This window comes from Psychrobacter glaciei, assembly GCF_014652895.1.
GTDB classification, from domain to species: Bacteria; Pseudomonadota; Gammaproteobacteria; order Pseudomonadales; family Moraxellaceae; genus Psychrobacter; species Psychrobacter glaciei.
In genome coordinates this window covers 349,149-370,560 of sequence record NZ_BMZR01000003.1, presented here as the reverse complement: position 1 = coordinate 370,560, position 21,412 = coordinate 349,149, and the positions used below count along the sequence as shown (strand labels likewise).

At 44.6% G+C, this 21,412-nt stretch carries 14 protein-coding genes; 7 read left to right on the top strand and 7 right to left on the bottom strand.

Features of this window, described 5'->3' with window-relative positions; all coding sequences use genetic code 11:
• The first annotated feature begins 173 nt into the window (after nt 1-173).
• The 4 genes from tolQ to IE130_RS09115 all read left to right on the top strand — a co-directional run bounded on the left by tolQ (nt 174) and on the right by IE130_RS09115 (nt 3,891).
• Nucleotides 174-902, top strand: a complete 729-nt coding sequence (gene tolQ, locus IE130_RS09130; protein WP_189584860.1) for a protein TolQ — start codon at nt 174-176, stop codon at nt 900-902.
• Nucleotides 899-1,357: a protein TolR gene (gene tolR / locus IE130_RS09125; RefSeq protein WP_189584857.1), complete on the top strand. Its 459-nt coding sequence runs from the start codon at nt 899-901 to the stop codon at nt 1,355-1,357. The genes tolQ and tolR overlap by 4 nt, the downstream gene beginning before the upstream one ends.
• A 75-nt stretch (nt 1,358-1,432) precedes the next feature.
• The gene (locus tag IE130_RS09120; protein ID WP_227676178.1) at nt 1,433-2,461 is read left to right on the top strand and encodes a cell envelope integrity TolA family protein; all 1,029 of its coding nucleotides are present in this window, start codon (nt 1,433-1,435) and stop codon (nt 2,459-2,461) included.
• Nucleotides 2,462-2,598: 137 nt separating this feature from the next.
• The gene (locus IE130_RS09115) at nt 2,599-3,891 is read left to right on the top strand and encodes a beta-propeller domain-containing protein (protein ID WP_189584854.1); all 1,293 of its coding nucleotides are present in this window, start codon (nt 2,599-2,601) and stop codon (nt 3,889-3,891) included.
• A gap of 162 nt (nt 3,892-4,053) precedes the next feature.
• On the opposite strand, the gene IE130_RS09110 is transcribed toward IE130_RS09115, so the two are convergent.
• The 6 genes from IE130_RS09110 to IE130_RS09085 all read right to left on the bottom strand — a co-directional run bounded on the left by IE130_RS09110 (nt 4,054) and on the right by IE130_RS09085 (nt 11,935).
• Entirely contained in the window at nt 4,054-4,686 is a 633-nt protein-coding gene (locus IE130_RS09110) for a c-type cytochrome (RefSeq protein WP_189585274.1), read from the bottom strand.
• Between the two features lie 89 nt (nt 4,687-4,775).
• Nucleotides 4,776-6,377, bottom strand: coding sequence for a flavin monoamine oxidase family protein (locus IE130_RS09105; RefSeq protein ID WP_189584851.1), 1,602 nt, complete (start codon nt 6,375-6,377; stop codon nt 4,776-4,778).
• A 206-nt stretch (nt 6,378-6,583) separates the two neighbouring features.
• Entirely contained in the window at nt 6,584-8,068 is a 1,485-nt protein-coding gene (locus IE130_RS09100; protein ID WP_189584848.1) for a cytochrome c, read from the bottom strand.
• A 991-nt stretch (nt 8,069-9,059) separates the two neighbouring features.
• Nucleotides 9,060-9,677: a flavodoxin family protein gene (locus IE130_RS09095; RefSeq protein WP_189584845.1), complete on the bottom strand. Its 618-nt coding sequence runs from the start codon at nt 9,675-9,677 to the stop codon at nt 9,060-9,062.
• Nucleotides 9,678-9,766: 89 nt separating this feature from the next.
• Entirely contained in the window at nt 9,767-10,753 is a 987-nt protein-coding gene (locus IE130_RS09090; protein WP_189584843.1) for a purine nucleoside phosphorylase YfiH/LACC1 family protein, read from the bottom strand.
• 102 nt (nt 10,754-10,855) lie between these two features.
• Nucleotides 10,856-11,935: an RluA family pseudouridine synthase gene (locus IE130_RS09085; protein WP_373299662.1), complete on the bottom strand. Its 1,080-nt coding sequence runs from the start codon at nt 11,933-11,935 to the stop codon at nt 10,856-10,858.
• Nucleotides 11,936-12,986: 1,051 nt separating this feature from the next.
• Between IE130_RS09085 and IE130_RS09080 the strand changes: the two genes are divergently transcribed.
• Nucleotides 12,987-14,201: an outer membrane protein assembly factor BamD gene (locus IE130_RS09080; protein ID WP_189584838.1), complete on the top strand. Its 1,215-nt coding sequence runs from the start codon at nt 12,987-12,989 to the stop codon at nt 14,199-14,201.
• Nucleotides 14,202-14,709: 508 nt separating this feature from the next.
• Here IE130_RS09080 and IE130_RS09075 read toward each other — a convergent pair.
• Nucleotides 14,710-16,338: an alkaline phosphatase gene (locus tag IE130_RS09075; RefSeq protein WP_189584836.1), complete on the bottom strand. Its 1,629-nt coding sequence runs from the start codon at nt 16,336-16,338 to the stop codon at nt 14,710-14,712.
• 423 nt (nt 16,339-16,761) lie between these two features.
• Between IE130_RS09075 and IE130_RS09070 the strand changes: the two genes are divergently transcribed.
• Nucleotides 16,762-18,951, top strand: coding sequence for a DNA primase (locus tag IE130_RS09070; protein WP_189584834.1), 2,190 nt, complete (start codon nt 16,762-16,764; stop codon nt 18,949-18,951).
• Nucleotides 18,952-19,425: 474 nt separating this feature from the next.
• On the top strand, nt 19,426-21,345 hold the full coding sequence (gene rpoD / locus IE130_RS09065) for an RNA polymerase sigma factor RpoD (RefSeq protein ID WP_189584832.1): 1,920 nt from the start codon (nt 19,426-19,428) through the stop codon (nt 21,343-21,345).
• Nucleotides 21,346-21,412: the final 67 nt, after the last annotated feature.

Sequence of the window (21,412 nt, the reverse complement as noted above, 5' to 3'; positions counted from 1 at the left end):
TATTCGTGCATAATATAAGTGTATTTTGTTGAATACCTTCTATTATTACTAGCTTGTGTTACCAGCTATTACCAGCTTAGTTTCGATGCCCTATATTCTATAGTTTAGAGGTCTTATCTGGTCTACGTATGGCGCGTATACCAGTTATTGTTAATTACCCGTGAGTCCAATACATGCCTGAATCATTAAATATTATCGACCTTATCACCCAAGCCAGTCTATTGGTACAGATTGTGATGGCGCTATTGTTATTAGCGTCTTTGCTCAGCTGGGTCATTATTTTTCGTATGAGTGCACGGCTTGGTACGGCTAAGAACTTTGATCAACAGTTCGAGACTTGGTTTTGGTCGGGTGAAGATTTGGCAAAGTTGTACCAAGGCGTGCAAGGCTCCCCTGAGCGCCAAGGACTTGAGCAGATATTTTATGTGGGCTTTTCTGAATATCTCAGAATGCACAAAAAACGTCAGCCAAAAGATGACATTATCGATGGGGTTGAGCGTAAGCTTCGGGTCGGCTTAGGACGTCAGCAGCAGTTACTAGAATCTGGGCTCACTACCCTAGCCAGCATCGGCTCAGTTGCACCTTATGTCGGCTTATTTGGCACCGTATGGGGCATTATGAATGCCTTTTTGGGACTATCCCAAACTGAGCAGGCGACCCTAGCCTCTGTCGCGCCAGGCATTGCTGAAGCACTAATCGCCACTGCCATGGGTTTGTTTGCGGCTATTCCTGCTGTGCTCGCGTACAACCACTTTACAGCCAAATCAAGCCGTTTGTATGATTCACGCGCACTATTCTGCGATGAGATGACCGGTATGCTCCAACGTGAGACAAGCGTCCAAAGCGTGGTAGATAGAGACAGCGCACTTAATGGTCATGCAGGTCAGGTGACAGGGCTATGAAACCAAACCCTTATCGCCGTGAGAAAAAAGCGCTGAATGCGGAGATGAACGTCGTTCCTTATATCGACGTGATGCTGGTGCTACTGGTGATATTTATGGTAACTGCGCCGATGCTGATCACCGGCGTCGATGTCGAGCTACCAAAAGAGCAAACCAATACCATGAGTCAAAGCCAGCTACCCGTGATTGTCTCCTTAACCGATAGTGGCGAGATTTTTATCAGTTATGAAGACAATGTTGACCTGCCGATTAGTGAGCCAGAGCTGATTAACACCTTGTTTAATTTGCAGGCGCAAAGCAGCGATGCGGGCGCGCAGCCTTTACAGGTCATGATCAATGCCGATCAAAACAATCAATATGGCGCTATCATGACCTTGATGGCAAGCTTGCAGCAAGCAGGTATCCAAAAGGTGGGATTATTAACGGGCGCACCCTTGCCCACACCCTCATCATAATGAATCCTATTGTTAGCACCGCTTGTTATAATAAAGTAGATAATCTGATGAACCTCATCCTTCAACATCATGTCCATGAGTATCACTGCCATGAATAATGCGCCTGCTGTTTATGTGCCGACCCAACCTGAAGGCAATGGGCTGACACTGCCTACGCTCCTCAGCTTGCTTGCACATGGTCTGGTGATTGGCATACTTATTTATACCTATCAGAATACAGAAGTTGAAACGGTAGGTAGCTTAGAGACCGTCATGGTATCCCCTGAACAGCTGGCTGAGATGCAAGGGCAAATCCTTGCCAATCGTGCCGCTGCTGCCAGTGCTATGCAAGCTGATAGTGGTACGATTGGCTCATTCAGTGATATGCCAGAGAACACGGCTGACAGTAGCGCTAGCATTCAAAACCCCAACCAACCAAACTCTCAGCGCGTGCCTGTCTTTACACGCTCTGACGATCCTGCCAGTCGCCCGATGCTGATGAGTGAAGAACAGCATCAGCGGCTACTTGAGCAAAATCAAGAATATGAGCGCAATATGGCTGAATGGGCAGCACAGCTAGATGAGTCGGTAGTAGAAGAACACAGTCAAGTTGAACAAGATAAAAGACAACAGCTCATCGAAGAACAAAAACAGCTTAGGGATTACCGTAATAAACAAAACAACCCGCCTAAAATTACACGCCCTACTGCTACTGATAAAAATTTAAAAATTGACACTGGTAGCTCTGGCAGTGCCAGTAAAAACTTTAGCTTATCAGAAGATGGTGAGTCGACCCTCTCTGGTGATTCTTCTACTTCTAGTACGGCAAAAGGTAGTAGTCGCTCTGCCTCAAGTGGCAGTCGCGGTGCCAGCAATGGTGAAATTATCAATTTAATCAAACGCAATTATAGCCCGCCAACCGCTGCCAAAGGCTCGAATCAGCGCGCCACCTTAACCATCACTGTCAATGCGAGCGGCAATGTGGTCAACGTCTCCGCTTCAGGACCTGATAGCGCGGTCAATGAAGCAGCCAAACAAGCAGTTTTGAATACTGGCAGCTTACCGATTGATGCTGATGATCCTAAGTACCCTACTTTTACCATACAATTTAAAGGTAGCAATTAATCAGTTACCCAGTTCCTATATTATTGATAACGTTACCTTAAACTGCTTGCACTGCGTGTAATATTGCCATACCGTAACGGTAAACTTAGCCCCTATAAAAAATAACGATTAGACTATTTCAGGAGTTCAATTCGGTCATGCGTACTCATCAGAAGTTATGCCTTTCTTTACTTGCCAGCACCTCAACCTTGCTTATTTCTTCCAACTTGTTGGCGGCGCCTGTCGTCTTAGAATTGGATTATGATATTCCAGTCCAACAAAACCAAGTGGCTTTTGTGCCGTTTGCCGGTGATTCTGTGCTATCGCCGATTATTCTCAATGATTTGAGCAAAACTGAATTAAAGGTGACCAGTAAAGATTTGCCACAACAGCCGCGCAGTATTAGCGAGCTGTCAGGCACATTACCGGTTTGGCAAAGTATGGGAATTCCTTACCTAGTGGTCGGTAGTACTCGCAGCAACCGCGGTAAAGTAGTCACCGATTACGAAGTGATTGATATCAAATCTGGCCGAGTGATTGAAGGCAAGCAAAGCTTAACGGCTGACAATAATAAAGAAAGCATGCGCTATGCCGGTCACGTCATCGCTGACAAAGTTTACGAGCTGATTACTGGCATTCCAGGTGATTTCTCCGGACGTATTGCTTACATCGAAGAAGTTGGCACTGGTAAAGAAAAAGTATCGCGCTTAAAAGTCATGGATGCTGATGGCGAAAACGCTAAAACCATTACTGAAGTTGCTGGTTCTATATTCTCCCCATCGTGGTCACCAGATGGTAATCGCATCGCCTATTCTGTACAGCGCGATAAATCATATCCTGTTATTTATGTACAAAACGTGAGCGGCGGCAGTGCAAGTGCTTTGACGCCATTTTCTGGTAGCAATTTAAGCCCATCATTCTCACCAGATGGCAGCAAGATACTGTTTTCTAGCAGCTTTGAAGGCAGTGCTAATATTTATGAGATAAGTGCCAGCGGCGGTAAACCTAGACGAATCACCAATTGGCCAAGCAGCGAGGTACAGCCAAGCTATGCACCCGATGGCAAATCTTTTGTATTCGTCAGTGACCGATCAGGATTTAACAAACCACAGATTTACCGTTATGAGTTTGGATCAGGAAATACGACCAAAGTATCAAATAGCGGTTATGCCACTAGTCCGCAGTTTAGTAGCGATGGCTCACAAATTGCCTTTTTAAGTGGTCGCTCAGCGGCGATCATGAATAGCGGCGGTGCTATCACTACGAATTTGGGCAATACGGGTATCGATGAAGCACCGAGCTTTTCGCCTAACGGTAAGCGTGTGGTCTATGCTTCTACCCAAGGCGGCAAAGGTATATTAACCATCAAATCACTGAACGGTGGTGAGTCATTCGGTAAGTCTGGTCAAGGCACTATTCGCTCACCAGTCTGGTCATCCAGCCCTAAATAAACCCTCTCGCTCATTATCTTTCTTAATCCATTAAGCCTTGCCTATAAAAAAGCGCCTAATAAATAATTAGGCGCTTTTTTATGTTGCAGAGAATGGTTAAGTCATTTTTGTACGAACCATTTTCGCTTAAAAAACTATTAGCTAAGAATTTAAATAATAGTGTTATTCATCACTTGGATCACCCGCTGATGGATTGGGATGCCGCAATTTTGCCACATCTTCAGCGGTAACGGTATCGGTAAAACCATTTAGGTCACTGACCACATATTGAGTAACCGCAGCCATCTGCGCATCGTTCATCATCCCATGGAATGACGGCATACCTCGAAAGCCATTAATCAAGATATCAATGATGTAATACTTTGATTGCATCTTACTGTTATTCGCCAGTGGTGGGTAGTAGCCTGCGCCATCAGCACCCTCGCCTTTGTGCATATGACACGCCGCGCAAGAGTCGTGATACAGCTTTTTGCCATCTGTCGTCACAAACCCATTTGTGCCTTCAAACTTTGCGTCCCACTTAGTAATACTTGGGTCATCTTCCATATTGGGCAATGAGCTGTCGTCGACAATATTGATAGGAGGTGCATTAAGCTCCTCACGGCTCATATAAACACCGCCCCACGCACCCGTATTTCGGCTTTCTTGATAGTCATTGGTTGTTAGGGAATCCTGATCTTGCACACTGGAAACCGTCACTTCATCATCTGACTGTTGACTACAGCCTAACAGTGCTGCACTGCTTATCCCACTCAGCAGCATCACCGTCAGCAATTTGGGTGTCATGTCTTTCATGACTTTTTTCTTCAAGATTGCCTTTTTCACGATTGCATTGTCCATGATAGCCTCTGAATTTTGTAGTTACTCATATTAACCAAGCGTTATTAAACAAGCATTTTTGCTTTTTTATGTAGGCGCTTCGCGGCATCCATACCAGATAAAATAGCGCCTTCTTGCCATGCCGGAATGTGTGAGCAATGCTCGCCCGCCAGCACAATACGATTATCAATACTGCACAAAGTGTCGTAATGCTGACGACGGGTCGACTCATTCCAAATCCCATAACAGCCAAGCGTCCATGGGATACGGTGCCAGACAACTGATGTCCCTGCGCGGAATTCTTTTGGATACTGAGGATGGATGTATTTACCATAAGCAAGCGCGACATTAATACGTTCTTGTGGCGTTAAGGTATTAAACTTATAAGACGTAGGACCATAACCATACGCGCCGAGTAACACGCCCGTACCGTCTTTGAACATATTTTGTGACGGATAGGCAATTTGCGCAATGGGCATATCGGTATAAGTCAGACCACCAAATATCCACTCATCCTCTTCCCAAAAGCGACGGTTGAACTCTAGACCAACTTTATAAGAGGTTTCGTAAGGCACAGCGGCCATCGCCTGCTTCATCGGTTTTGAGACATTGATATCAATCTGCGTCAGCACCGTTAGCGGAATATTGCACACGCACCAATCTGCACGAATGGTCTTGGTAGCACCATCTGGACTGTTGCTGTCTACATAATCGACGGTGACGCCACTGTCATCTTGATGAATTTTAGTGACCTTTGCATTAAACTCAATCATATCGCGGCATTCACGGGTGAACGCATCACCAATTTTCCCCATGCCGCCTACTGGCTGAAACATCGTCGGTTGATGAGCATAAGTCATATGGTTGCCATAAATATCTGCCCACATACCCGAATCCAATATCTCACTGATTGGCAAAGGTTTTGATGGTGTCGCATCGGGCATCAAGCCACCGCCGGGAAAGACACTAAAGCCACGATGTTTACTGGTTTCATTACTGGCGCGATAGCGATAATCTTTATCCAGCACACCCCAGCCTTTTAAACCTTCTAATAGCTTTTCTTTGTCCTCAGTATTGACCGAACGATCAAGACCACCGACGTTGACTGACTTTGATAGCAGCTCCGCGACATGACCTTGGATGTCGTTTTTCACATCACCCAAACGCTGAGGTACACCATTGAAATGATCAGTACGATGCAAATAAGCGCGATCATTGGTTTGGATAAAGGGCTGCATCTCAACACCAAACTGTTTGCAATAATGGAAGATGGCATAATGATGGCTTGGTAAACGCCACGGCCCACCATTAAAATAATTGCCCTCTTCAAAATCGCAAGTGACTTCTTCACCGCCAAGCTCGGTATATTTATCACCGCTGTTCAATGTCCAGCTACGACCGCCGCCACGATTTTGATATTCGAGCACTTTCACATCGTAGCCCGCTTTGCGTAACTCATAAGCCGCGGTCAGTCCGCCAAGACCCGCACCAAGAATGACGATACTAGCGCCCGGAGGTGCACCTTTAAGATCCATGGTCTCTTTAAAACTCGACTCTGACGCAAATCCTAACGTCGTCATTGCCTGATACATCGCTGTCGCGCCTGCGGTTTTACCAATCATCGAGAGCAGTTGGCGCCGCGTTGGTGATTGAAGCATGTCTTTCATAATAATGTCCTTAAAGTAGACGTCATGTATAACGGTAGGCAATCGTCTTTGGCATTTTGCTTTTATTATCGGCTCAGTTTATATCGAACCTTTATCTTACCAAGCCTTAATGCATTACCGTTTTAACCTTAATTCTCTTACTGTAATCAGCGTCTAAAACGCCTTTATAAGTTCTTTATTCGACCATTTATCTAAATAGAGTCAAACTAAGCGCGGCGTCTAGAGCGTAAGATGGCGCGGATGATAAACATAATAATAGCAATCGCGACGATAATACCGATTATCGCCAGTAAGCCTGCGTACTTAATCAAGAAAGGCTTATCAACGCCAGTATTTGCGATACGATCGACATCGCTGGCATTCACGTCGCTGCTGGTAAGACCACCAAAATTCACCCGTACGTAATTGGTAATACCAGCGATTTGCTCGCTATTTAATTCGTCTGAAAATCCTGGCATGATGGGCGACGTATTGGTTGCCCCTGCTACCCCATGAAGAATCATATTGACCAGCGCATCAGGTCTTTCGCGGCGGATACTACTCAGGCCGACGATAGGGGCATAACGTGCATCAGGCTGACCATAACCGTCAACCCCATGACAACTACCACAGGTGGCTAAATATAATGATTCGGGGGAATTACTGCCATTACCTACTTTAGCTTTTGCCTGTTTCAAATATTCTTTTTGCGCCAGTAGATCATGAGTGATAGATTCGTTGATTGGCGTTGGTAGGCGCGACACATCTACCGCAGACACTTTATCGTCGGTCTGGACAGCAGGTACTGCCTTCAGATAAGAAGCAATGGCACTCAAGTCTTCGTTTTTTAAGTAGCGCGTACTATGTGCAACTGCCTCGCCCATGGGACCACCAGCGTAAGCACGTTGATCAAGCTCACCCGTACGCAGATAAGTGACGATATCCTGCTCACTCCAGCTGCCGATACCGCTCGACTCATCAGGCGTAATATTTGGTGCATGCCAATGACCGAGCTGGGCACCAGATAAGTACATACTCTTATCAAAACCCATCGTACTATTACGCGGAGTATGACAAGTACCGCAGTGCTCCAGATTATTGACCAGATATTCACCGCGTTTTTGGGTCTCGTTCAGTCCGTCGCGCTTTTCAGTAGACGGTACGTTGAGCAAATTCCAGCCAATCATTAAACTGCGAATATTAAAAGGAAATGGCAAGTCTGTTTTTTCTTTAGGAGCTTCTTCAACCGCTGGTACTGTTTGTAAATAAGCAAACAACGCACTGATATCTTCTTCTTTCATACCACTATAAGAAGGGTATGGCATGGCAGGATAAAGCATATGATTAGGCGCACGACCTTTTTGCAGCGCATTCTTTAAATCCGCTTCGGTATAGTCGCCGATACCGTAACGTTTGGATGGCGTAATATTGGTGGAGTAAATCTCCCCCATTGGGGTCTCGATTGGTGTCCCACCGGTATAGTCCTCACCATGACATGCCATGCAATCGGCCGCACGGGCAATGTAGGCACCGCGATTGACAAGCTCGCTATTGGCAGGGCTAATATTAGGTAAACTAGTATTAGGTAAACTAGTATTAGGTAAACTGGCATTGGCTAGGCTTGTATTAACGCTGCTTGCACCTTCAGCCATCGCAGCGTTGGAGGTCATACCAATGACGAGCATCGATAACATCATAGAAAGTGGCTTCATAATATCCTCATATAGCTGGCACCTAGGGTGTTTTAAGTATTTTTAATTCGTGACAGTGATTATTCAACCGTATCTACATTCAAAAAATCCAAGTCTTCCACTATTTATCTATACTTTTGCTGTGTGTTCTTCGTAATAAATATTAAAAGTCGATAACGAATTTTTCTTTATTATTCATAAGGCAATTATCAAGCTTAGTTACCGTAGAATGTCTGTCCTCCTTACTAAGGTAAAACTATTTTGCTAAAATTGTTCGATTAGTAACTTAATCCTCCTATTTTTTTACAAAAATAAAAGTTCCTATAATCAGCACTGAGTTTTTAATTAATTAATATATTTTTTTATATTATTATTACTGATGTTTTAAAATACTGATGAAAAACAACTACTCATCATTATGAATCGCTCAATTCATTTTTTTCTAGTGACGAACCAGTTAAAAAAAACTTAATGAACGCATAATTTAGCTGTTATTTTTAATTTCCACTGTACATAATACATACACAGTACAGAATCAGCATACTGTCCCTGCTTTCCCTAGTATTTACTATATGTATGGCATTAGCCGTTGTATAACACGGTAATTTGTTTATGATGAACGCTGTTTTAACAATGCCAACTGTGTCCTGAGATATCCCTATGAAACTCTTCATTATGACTTATATACTTTCGGCGACGATGCTATTAACCGCATGCCAATCTTTTCAATTTTTCGACAGTCCTATTCCTGTTACGGCGTTGTCAACCAAGGTCATTGATAAATAGCTTTACTCATGACAATAAAAAAAGCAGATATCAAATTGATATCTGCTTTTTTGGTTTACTTACTAAATGCTAAGGTCTAATAATATTGACATTATCAGCACGCTTTATAGTCGGTTCAATATAATTTGGATACAAAGAAGGCGAGTGAAAGTACTACAAATAGTAGACTAAGCGAGCCTGACACCGTATCTAATTTATATGGGATTGACCATATCATAATCGTACTTTAGCAAGTTGATGTGGCTGGTTGATGCTTTATGATAGTCTTAGCCAAATGATCACCGAACCAAATAGCTGTATCGATATCGCCTTTCCCTGGGGTCTCTTCAGGTGGACCATCAAGGGATTGCGTCATTAATCCTAAAAAGCTAGATAGACGGTTCAAGTCATGAGCCTCATGACCTGTCGGCATTAATGGTAAGCCGATCCAATTCATACCATGCTGCATGGCATATAGAGAAATCTGCTGTAGCACAGCAAGTTTATCACCACTCAGTCCACCCGAGTTGGCAAAAGCGGCTGCCCACTTGCCTTCCCATTTTCTGTGATACCAGCGCTTTGAGGTCTCATCCATAAAAGTCTTAAATTCAGCAGTCACGCTGCCCATATAGACGGCACTACCAAAAACGAGCAAATCTGCCTGATCTAAAAAATCCCAGTCGACATCGTGAACATCGACGGCTTTTGCCTGCGCTTCTGGAAGTTGCTGGTGCGCCCCCATGACGATTGCTTCAGCCACACGCTTGGTATGACCGTAGTTGCTATGATAGATGACGGCAATCGATACACTTTGCTTGTTGTCAGTCAGTGTAGATGTCAAAGATGCTGTGGCAGATGTATTCATACAAACTCTAATAATAGCTATAAATAATTGAATAGAAATAAAACGGATTCAGGGCACTTAGTATCTACCAGTGTCCGGTAGGTTTATTCTTACTGGGTAGCAGAGCGGCGCGCAATCACCAGTGCCATCCGTCCTGTCGCTGGCTGCCGTAAATGCGTCTGACGTCGATAAGAGTAATAACGAGCATCGGCATAGCTACAGTCTATAGGTGACTCGTTGCACAATATTACACCAGCAGTGCTTAACTGATCAGCAGCAAGTCTTGGTAAGTTCAGCTTAATTTTATCCGTGTTTACTTTAGCGTAATTTGATAGTTTATCAACTGACTTATGTAAGTATCGAGGATCAATATTTAACTCTTTACTCATATCAGTACGACTGTCATCAGCGATCTGATTCTTAGAAGCCATCACGTAGCGCTCATCAAATTTTTCAATACTGGCTGACGTCAATGACTGACTGTCTATACACCCTGCCAGCAGCTTATCGCGAACTTGACTGCCTACTTCATAATTTTGTTGGCTGATACAGACACCAATCCATGCCATGATTTGCCCTGAATCAGTAAAACACTCAGTCGTTGCTTTGATGACGCCACATGCCAACCCTTGCCAACCCGCGTGAATAGCGGCAATTTTGCCACTGGCTGGTTGGTATAGAACGATAGGCACACAATCAGCAGTCATTATCGCTAGACCCACCCCTGCTTGCTGGCTCAACATAGCATCAGCCGCCACCGGTCGCATACTTAGCGCTGTGGCGTCAGTATCATGAATGCGATTGCCATGCACTTGATTGACCCAATGCAGTCTTTTAATAGGCGTATATCGCGCGCTGATTGATGGCAAGCTAGTAAACTGCTCATTCATCGCCGTCAGAAGCCGCATGCGATTGTCTAAGACCTCGGCAGCGCTATCATTGACGTGCAAGCCTAAATTGAGCGTGCCATAATCCGCTTGTCTCAGCTGGCTGGTTATATCAGCCTCGCATTCATCCTTATTGGTGAATGCGGCTGTCTGAAAAACCGCCACATCCTCTAGCTGCGCTAGTAATGTCATAGGAAGCTTATGAGTCATGGCTGATTTACCGTCTTAATGAGTCGTCTTTACGTCACTGATAGCTATTTACTGCTGTTATCTGTCTATTATAAGCGTATTTACACTGCTTACACAGAACGGTTACTCTTCATCGTAGCCATCACTTAACACTGTCATTAGCTGCTGCATATCTTCAGGGATTGGCGTTGTGACTTCGACATCCTCACCTGTCGTCGGATGAACAAAACCCAACGTATAGGCATGCAGGGCTTGGCGCGGGAAGTTGCTGATCGCCTGACGCTGTGCTTCTGTCAGACCTGCCCGCAGTTGACGGCGACCGCCATAGACGCGATCGCCTACAATCGGATAGGTGATATGACTTAAATGCACACGAATCTGGTGCGTACGACCCGTCTCAAGACCCACGTCTAACAGACAGTAATTACCATTGAGCGCGGTCACATTTAATAAATGCGTGACTGCTTCACGACCTGCCGTCATGACCGTCATTTTGGTACGCTGACTACGGTGACGACCGATCGGTGCATCGATACGGCGATGACGCAATAAACTTGCCGCATCCCCTGCCACCACACACTGATAATGACGATAGACTGACTTGTCTTTTAGCTGATCCATCAATGCCATTTGTGCAGGTTTAGTCTTGCCAATAAGCAACAATCCAGAAGTGTCTTTGTCAATGCGATGCACCAGACCGGCACGCGGCAAATGATGCTGCTGTGGATAATGATATAGCAACGCATTAACCAAGGTGCCCGTCTGATTGCCAGCGCCAGGATGAACAACCATGCCAACTGGCTTATTAATCACCAAGACATCATCGTCTTCATACACCACATCGATATCGATGTCTTCTGGCTGATCTTCACTATGCTGCTGCAACGTCGTTGATAGATGTATGACATCACCTACTTTGACTCGAATTTTTGGTTTTTGCACGCTATCGTTATACAGTAAGCTACCATCGCTGATCCAGCCTTGCAACTGCGCACGCGAAAAGTCGGTAAACACCAGTGATGCCAGCTTATCGATACGTAGACCAGCTTCTTCTTCGGTGACCGTGTAGCTGGCATCGATAATGACTGGCACCGCTTGGCCTATAGTTGGCGCTTCATAATCAGCGTCATCGTCGTCACTGTCATCAATCCCTTCATCAGCCTCATCGGCTTCATAGTCCTCAATCATCTCGTCATCGAGCATATCACTATCTTTTGAGGCAGCATCTTTTGAGACAGCACCTTCTGAAACAATACTTTCTGACGCTTGTGACATAGCATCGTCTGAGAGGGCTTCATTGGACACAGTTTTTGCGTTGATGCGGTCTTCAGTTTCTAGCTGCTTAGCATCAGATGATTCATTACTTTTTAAAACTTTATTTGGCATGGAAGGCTCTTGCGCTGATAAATGTGGCGCTGATAAATCAGTATCTAGCGATTGATTCGGTGATAAATGGGTGGTCATAGTATTATTATTCATAACAGATTTATATTTATATATAGCAAAGTCCCTGACAGGTTTTTGTAAGGCACTTTATAAGAGAATATAATAGGAAAACATAATGAGAAAATATAGTGCTGTATAAGAAAAACAATGCCGTGCCTTGATGATTAAAATCTATCATGGTCAAAAAAGCAGAGGCAATACTGCCATAGTGTAGCATGCCAAGCGCTCAAGCCCTATAGAAGCTGACTGTTATCTCTCACTTTATGCATATCATTTGATACCTAAATCATTGACGATTAACTCTCTAAAATATGACATTGCTGTAATTTACTGTATATTTGTCGATGTCAGTGACATTCGATATCGCTCGTTGCGGCGGCTCATGCTAAACTGCAAAGCTGACACGTTATAGATGAAACATAATAGACAAAGACGTTTAGGATATATCCGCAGGTCAAACTGTCATACACTAAGATAAATATTGCAGGCTTGCTAAAATTCAAAGCAGCCTAGATAAATGAACTGCAAAATAGATGACGAAAAAATAGACGAAACGGTGGTTATTCTATAAAGTAAGCGTTATTTTACTGTATGCTATGGCACGGTATTTTTAAAAACGTCCCTCTTAATAGGTCATAGCAAAAACTGCCTTTGATAAAAATCATGTCAATTACGAGTCGTCTTAACCACTAGCACGCTCAATAATAGACAGTTAACTGGTGCGATAAGCATCGTTTTTATTATTAACCTTATAATATATAGTATGATAGCGTCGCTGCTATTATGCGCCTTGTGTCGGAGAAGAAGTATGCACGCTGTTGGCAATACGTTTATCAAACTATCCTCAATCACCCTGCTTGCAATAAGCGTTAACTTGGTGGGTTGTCAAACTTTTAAGAACCTGACCAACAAAGACGTCGATGCAGTCGAAACTGCGGAAAAGTCAGAGCAAGGCTACTATAACGATGCCATCGCTCAGATTGATAAATCTCGTTATATTCAAGCGATTGAAGACTTGACCAATCTGCGTACCTTTTATCCTACCGGACAATATGCTGAGCAAGCCCTGCTCGATATGATGTATGCCCAGTATGAAAGCGGTAAGTTCGAATTGGCAGCGGCTAGTGCCGATCAGTTTATCGGTCTCTACCCTTCTAACCCTCAAGTCAGTTACGCCTATTACGTGCGCGGTGTCGCCAATATGCAAGGCTCGTCTGAAGGCCTTAAACTGTTTAAACTGAACCAAGCTGAACGTGATACTGCCTATCTGCGTATCGCTTTTGCCAACTTCCAAGAGCTCATTAATAAATACCCAAATAGTCCTTATACGCCAGATGCTGCGCAGCGTATGACCTTTATTTACAACCAGTTTGCCGAAAGTGAGCTGAGTGCCGCTAGTTGGTATATTGAGCGTGAGGCTTATGTCGCTGCTGTCAACCGTGCCAAATGGGTGTTTCAATACTATCCACTGAGTGAATCTGTACCCGAAGCCATCGCCATTTTGGCCTATAGCCATGAAAAACTGGGGCTAACGGACTTAGCAAAAGAATACAAAACTCTATTACAGATCAACTATCCGAATTGGCTGACCAGTGATGGACGCGTTAAGCTCAACACCAAACGTGACCGCACTTGGTTTAACAAGCTAACCTTTGGTAAGCTTGGCCGTTCAGGTATTAAAGACAGCTCGGTCTCTGAAGGCAATTATACTGGCGCAACCAAAACTCAAGTTATTCGTAATGCTAGTCAATTGAGACTGCCTAGCGAAAACACTACGTCTGCCAACGCACCGAGAGCCAATACTTCTCCTACACGTGGTAATGGCATCAATGTAGGATTGGGTCTGCCTGAGGCGTCAACTGAGCGCGTGACTAGCCAATCGAGCACTGGCTCTACCGCTAGAGAAGCGAATGTAGATCCACAAAATATCAACCCTACACGCCGTACAACGCTATCTGACCAAGGTGTTGGTATCACGCCATCAAATCCAAATGTCGATAGTACTGATATGGATGATGAATAAATGCTCTAGAGTTAAGATGGCTTATCTACGTTAATTAAGATAGCATTTTTTCTTTTTAACATATTAAGAAACAGTATGAACTAAATAAGGCCAACGCTCATGTTGGCCTTATTTAGTTCATACTAGGGTGTTTCCTCAATCTGAACGAAAGCACCTAAATGGGTTAAAAATATTAATCACAGCATTTCCACTCGCATGATGATCGCATCTCATTGCACCGATAACGACACTTATAAGCTCAGCCCAGAAACTCTTCACCTGTCCCCTCATTTTATGCCCAACGTTTCCAACCCTCATCATGTAATCGCGTGACTTTTTTATTTCTTAAAGTCAACCATACTGTAGTGGCATAATATTATAGGAATCGAGGACATGCGCAACATGAAGCGCAGCGAGTCTATATCCTTAGTTCTCAGAAGATAAGAAAGATACCAAAAGTAGACCGGCCCCCGATAAGTATCGAGGGCCGGTAAGGTATTCAAAAGGTCTTCAGGCGGTTATTAATACATTAGTTTTCTAGTGCTTCAATAGCGTGTTGACCTACTTCTGTGTGATGCAGCACCTTACCAAAGGGTAAGGTAGTTTCTCCTGGGCCTTGGGTGAATACTAGTACCGGTGTATTGGTGTGAGTGCCGGTGGCCCAAACTACATTTTGCTGTTCTGCCACTTCGCGAGCCAGCAGATTCTGGCGATTGTCGTCAGTTTGGTAAGCGAAAAAGGCGCCGTTAGCGTTCATTTTTGGGACAGTTTTGGTGCTCAGATAAGGATGGCCTTCGGTATAAAAAGGATTGTCTTCGGTTGCGAGCACTCGCTTGGCCTGAGCTTCGGTGATATCGAAACCAGTTTCAGCGTTTACAATACGGGCTAAGCTAGCAGGTGTTTGCTGGTCTGCTTCTAATGCATCGAACTGGCTATAGAAGATATCGCCGTAGGAGGACTTCTGCTCGTATAGTTTATCGAGGGTCGCTACGTCGCCGAAGTTGAAGAGTGGTTGAAACTGTTGCTCTTTGAACACGTTGCCCGGTAGGTCACGTCCATGGGGTAGATCGTTAGCAGAATAGCTGAAGCCAAAGCCACCTGTTTCGTGATCGGCAGTCACCACAACAAGAGTATCGTCACGGCCTTCCGCCCAATCCAATACGTGATTAAGTGTTTCGTTCAACCGCAGCATTTCGTGCAGCATAGTGCCAGTGTCGTTGTAATGCCCTGCCCAATCGATTTGCCCAGCTTCGATCATCAGAAAAAAGCCTTTATCGTTTTTGGACAACGAATTAATCGCTTTTTCTGACATTTCTTTCAGCGTTGGTATAGTGCGTGCGGGGTCATTCTTAGTTTGGTGCTCGGTAATACCGTTTGGCAACGCTGAGTAAGCAAACAGGCCGAGTATCTTGCCGTCGGCCTTTTCCATCTGTGAGCGATTGAATGCTAGGTCATAGTTCTTCTGCTGTGCTTCGGCGATCAAGTTTCGGTTGTCTTTACGCTTAGATTTAATAACGACGCTACCTTCTGATAGCACTTCCAATTCTTGGCGGACAGCTGATTGCTCGTCATTAGCGGATTCAGGAATCCAGTAACGCAGACCGCCGGACAACATGACATCTACGTTATTGTTCAGCAGATCAACCGCAATTTCATTTTCCAGACTGCGGTGACTCTGGTGCGCGGCAAAGCCTGCTGGGGTTGCATGAGTAATACGGGTATCGGACACCAGCCCGGTAGATTTTCCTAGTTTTTTGGCCTTTTCCAGTATGCTTTCTGCGCTATTACCGTCTTTATTTGTGCCAACCATCTCAGCGCCAGCTAGCTGACCGGTTGCCAGTTGTGTGGCGGAAGCGGCAGAATCGACCACTAGGTTGTTGTTGGCGTGGGTCATGGAAATACCCATACGGCCGTTGGCGGCGATTCGGTCAAAGGCTGTCGTGCCGTCGGTGATTACCGAATTTGGCGCTTGCTTGGCATACGCCAATAGTAGACCAACTTGTTGTGGCCCCATACCGTCACCAATGATCATAATGACATTTTTGGCTTTTTCCGGCGTGGATTGTACTGCTTGCGGCGCGGACTGCATTGTTGTACACGCTGTCAGCATGAGGTAGGTTGTGACCAACCCTGCTGCTGTGGCTTTACGGACGTTCATAATCAAATCCCATTGCGGTTTGTGTTTTTATGGCTATTTGGGTGCGGCTACTGCTGCCTTAGCTGTCGTCCAGATGTTTATCTATCATGGGGTAGATCTCGGTCACCAACGGCGCCGATTATTTCACTGTTTTTTACCTACAGCAGAATTAGCAGACAGGGTTTTTTACGCAAATCTTCATGAAGTACGCGCACTCCATGGCTCATTGAACTCATACCGCTCTCTTAATAACTTCCCTATAAAATGGATGCTCATTGCAGTGAGAGAGAGTTCAAACGAACACACTAACACAATTCTGTTACAATCTTGCACCGAATTTCATGACAAATTAAGCGGTTTCTCACCTAGTCTGAAACTATTTTAGGTATCGGTAGTCCCCATTTATGAATTGTATGTAGACCTTGTGGTAAAATATGCGTCCTTATGAGCATTCCAAACCACATTCTCGAACAATTAAATAGCCAAGCTGACTTAATCAGTATTATTGGGCGTCACACGACGCTTAAACGTGCTGGAAGTGAGTTTAAGGGCTGCTGCCCTTTTCATGGTGAAAAATCGCCTTCTTTTTATGTCAATCCACAAAAAAACATTTACCACTGCTTTGGCTGTAGTGTCGGCGGCAATGCCATCAGTTTTTTACGTGATTATGAGAACCTCACTTTTATTGAAGCGGTCAATGAACTGTCAAAACAAACCGGTATTGAAGTCCCAAAAGAAGAACAGCAAAACGTCAGTTATCAGCGCACAAAAAAACAACCTGCTATAAAACCTACCACGCGTGCGCCGGCTGAAACCGTTAAATTTCAGCCAACTGCCGATGAGCAATTACCATCAAGCATAGCGCCTGATTATCAGCAGAAAAATTATGCAGATCAGCCTACTTATAATGACAGCAATAGCCATGACACCAGTTATGACAATAGCTATGAAGACAGCTACGACGGTTATCCATCGTTAGACGCTTACGATTCAGCGCCTTACCCGACGGATTCTTATCCCACCGATTATCAAGACACAGCTGATAATAGTGCTCCACCTGCATGGTTGACCGATACCAATGTTGGTGCAGGCTTACCTAGTGATAATAGTGTCTCTGATAAAGACGGAAACCTATACGATCTGTTAGAGCAAATTCAGCATTTTTATCAGCACAGTCTGACGACCCACCCTCATGCCAAACATTACTTTTTATCGCGTGGTATCACGGAAGACATCTTTGAGACTTTCGGTCTAGGCTATGCGCCATTTGGTTGGCAGCATCTTGAGCATCAGTTTCCGCAGGACATTGAAGGACTCAAAGCTCTAGGTCTGGTTCGCCAATCGGAGTCCGGACGCGATTATGATCTACTACGTGATCGGGTGATTTTTCCAATTCGAGACAATCAAGGCCGCACCATTGGCTTTGGTGGTCGCGCGCTCGATGATGAAGTGAAGCCTAAATACATTAACTCCTCCGACTCGCCCGTTTTTCATAAGCAGCACGTACTGTATGGCTATTATGAATCTCGCCAGCAGCGCGCAGACAGCTGGTTAGTGGTCGAAGGTTATATGGATGTGATTGCCCTTTACCAAGCCGGTATCTATGGCGCAATTGCTTCTATGGGTACAGCGATTAATGAGAGCCAAATATCACGGCTATTGACCCTCAACCCAACCCTCACACTGAGTTTTGATGGTGATAGTGCTGGACAAAAAGCCGCTTGGCGCACGCTAGAAGTTGCTCTGCCTGTACTGGCTGATGATAAAGAGCTGCGGTTTTTGACCTTACCGAATAATCATGACCCTGACACCTTTATCAAGAGTCAGGGCGGTGACGCCATGCGGGAGCAAATCAAAAATGCCATGCCGCTGTCACAGTATATTTTTGCCTACTTAAGCGAACGCTACGATTTGACCTTGGTAGAAGGCAAAGCCAAGCTGATGTCACAGGTACGCTCACTAACCATGGCGCTTCCCAAAGGCAGTAGCTTTCGTTACCTGCTGAATAATGACATTTATCAAAAGCTTGGTGGCAAACGCAGTCAAAACATCGAAGCGAAAGACGCCCTGCTAGATTTTGATGGTGACATGACCATCAGCCAGCAGTTGCAGCTGTGCTTTTTATTCCAACCGCGCGCCTTACTCGAAGACCCTATTGAATCGATTTGGCAACAAGCAGGTATCAGTGACTTACAGCTGCCTGCGCATATCAAACAGAAAGCTGCGAGCGATACCCTGCGTCCACTTGCTTGGGAAGACCTGCAAGATACCGACCTGTTGGATATTGTCAGTACGATCAAGCGTTGCCTAAAGCATCTACCAACAGATGCTAACGCAGCAGCGCACTTTATATTGTCTAACGTACAGCCGATGACTCAAGAGACACTCAGCCGTAGTTGGGGTGGGTTCTATAAAACGTTAACGGCAAGAAATATTTTAAGCCTTGATGAATTGGTCGAAAATTTAGTCATGCAATTGCTTAAGCTACATTTGCAAAAAAAGATGCAAGAGCTGATTAAAAATCCTGACCACATTAAGCTAGCGATAGTTCGTAAGCAGTCACAGTTATTAAATGATTGGCTACGTGCACAGCAAGCCGAACAATCAGCGCAGATGGTCACGGTTCAGTCTTAATATTTGGTGTTATTTATGTTTTATAAAATGCCAGCCCTTTAAAAGTATGATGATTGACCCCACTAATAATGATTATGGTCAGTCGCTCAGACCGTTTCTTTATCGTTAAGCAGATAGTAAAAAATGGTAGAGAGCATTCACTACCTCGTGCTTGATTACACTGGTCTGTGTTAAACTGTGTCGCTAACTATTTATGGCATGGCTTACGAAATAATGATAAGCATGCATCGTTAAGCACGAATTTTAAGTATTATTTTTAGCAATTATTATTTTTGATATATTTTTAACAGTTTTTTAGTGGTTTTTTAGCCCTGTTATTGTAGTGTTTTGAGCCTTTATTCATATCCACTCATTTTTGATATTATTGACAACCTCTACGCCACATTTTGATCAATCGATTGATAAGATCAACGCACCCAGCCAGCGATAGCGCGTCACAATATAAAAATGTCCGATGCAAGTAAGCGAGTATTTATGAACGATAAGTCAGTTTCTAAGTCCACATCTCAACTGGCCACCTTAATCCAAATGGGTAAAGAGCAAGGTTATTTAACCTATGCTGAGGTGAATGACCAACTGCCCGACTCTATTACCGAAAGCGATCAGATCGAAGATATTGTGCAAATGCTGACCGACGTTGGTATTAAAATCTTTGAATCTGCACCTGATGCCGATGACATCTTGATGAACGATGATTCGAGTGATGATGAGTCGGCAGCAGACGAAGCCGCCGCCGTATTAGCCGCAGTTGAAACCGATCCAGGTCGTACCACCGACCCTGTGCGTATGTATATGCGTGAAATGGGCACGGTCGATTTGCTAACCCGTGAGGGCGAGATTGTTATTGCCAAGCGTATCGAAGAAGGTATTCGTGACGTGCAGCATGCCATGTCTTATTGGCCTGGTACAGTACAATTCGTCCTTGATGAATATCAAAAAGTACAAGATGGTGACAAAAAGCTCTCTGATGTTATTACTGGCTTTTTGGATCCTGAAACCGAAGAAGACAAAATAGCCGCACAAGAAGCCAAAGAGGCGGCAAAAGAAGAAAGAGAACGCATCAAAGAAGAAAAAGAAAACCCACCACCAGTCAAGCCAAAAGCCAATGCTAAAGACGATCTCGATGACGACGACTCTGATGATATTGATGACACTGAGGAAGAGGAAGAAGAAACTGGCGGCATCGATCCAGAAGAAGTACGCCTACGTCTAGAAGAGATCGAAAATCTATTTATCAAAGCCAAGCAAGCCTTGCTCGATTATGGCCGTGGTAGCGTACAGGCTGACACAGCGTATGCTCTACTTGCTGAGCGCTTTATGATGCTAAAGCTAAACAACCGCTTGTCAGATCAAGTCATGGCTATTATGCATGACGTGTATGACGATGTGCGTAAACAAGAACGTCAAATCATGCGTTTGGTCATTCGCCGTGGTCGTATGCCGCGTGACGAGTTCCGCAAGACCTTCCCTAGTAACGAAACCAACGTTGATTGGCTCATTGAGCGTATTAAAGGTAAGCCTGCGTTTGCTGGCACTCTAGAAAAAGTCACCGATGACGTGATTTTATTACAGCGTAAAATTCGGGATTACGAGCAGCAGCTCGACATGAAAATCCACGACATGAAAGATGTGGCACGCCGTATGGCTGTTGGTGAAGCAAAAGCTCGCCGCGCTAAGAAAGAAATGGTCGAAGCCAACCTACGTCTGGTTATTTCTATTGCCAAAAAATATACCAACCGTGGTCTACAGTTCTTGGATCTTATCCAAGAAGGTAATATTGGTCTGATGAAAGCGGTCGATAAATTTGAATACCGTCGTGGTTATAAGTTCTCGACCTACGCCACTTGGTGGATTCGTCAGGCGATTACCCGCTCTATCGCAGATCAGGCACGTACCATCCGTATCCCTGTGCATATGATTGAGACCATTAACAAAATCAACCGTGTCTCACGTCAGCTACTACAAGAAATGGGACGCGAGCCGACGCCTGAGGAATTAGGCGAACGCTTAGAGATGGACGAAGTCAAAGTCCGTAAAGTACTAAAAATCGCTAAAGAGCCTATCTCTATGGAGACGCCAATCGGTGACGATGAAGACTCGCATCTAGGTGATTTCATCGAAGATGGTACTATCTCAAGTCCTGTCGATGATGCGACGTCTGCTGGTCTACGTGAAGCTACCCGTGACGTATTGGGTAACTTGACTGAACGTGAAGCACGTGTGCTAAAAATGCGTTTTGGTATCGATATGCCAACGGATCATACGCTGGAAGAAGTTGGTAAGCAGTTTGATGTGACGCGTGAGCGTATTCGTCAGATCGAGGCAAAAGCACTACGTAAATTGCGTCATCCTTCACGCTCTGAGCACTTGCGCTCTTTCCTTGAAAATGACTAAATTCTCAAGAAAGTATTGAGCTTAGACAATAGGTCTTAAATATCTATCAAGAAAGCATTAAAAAAGC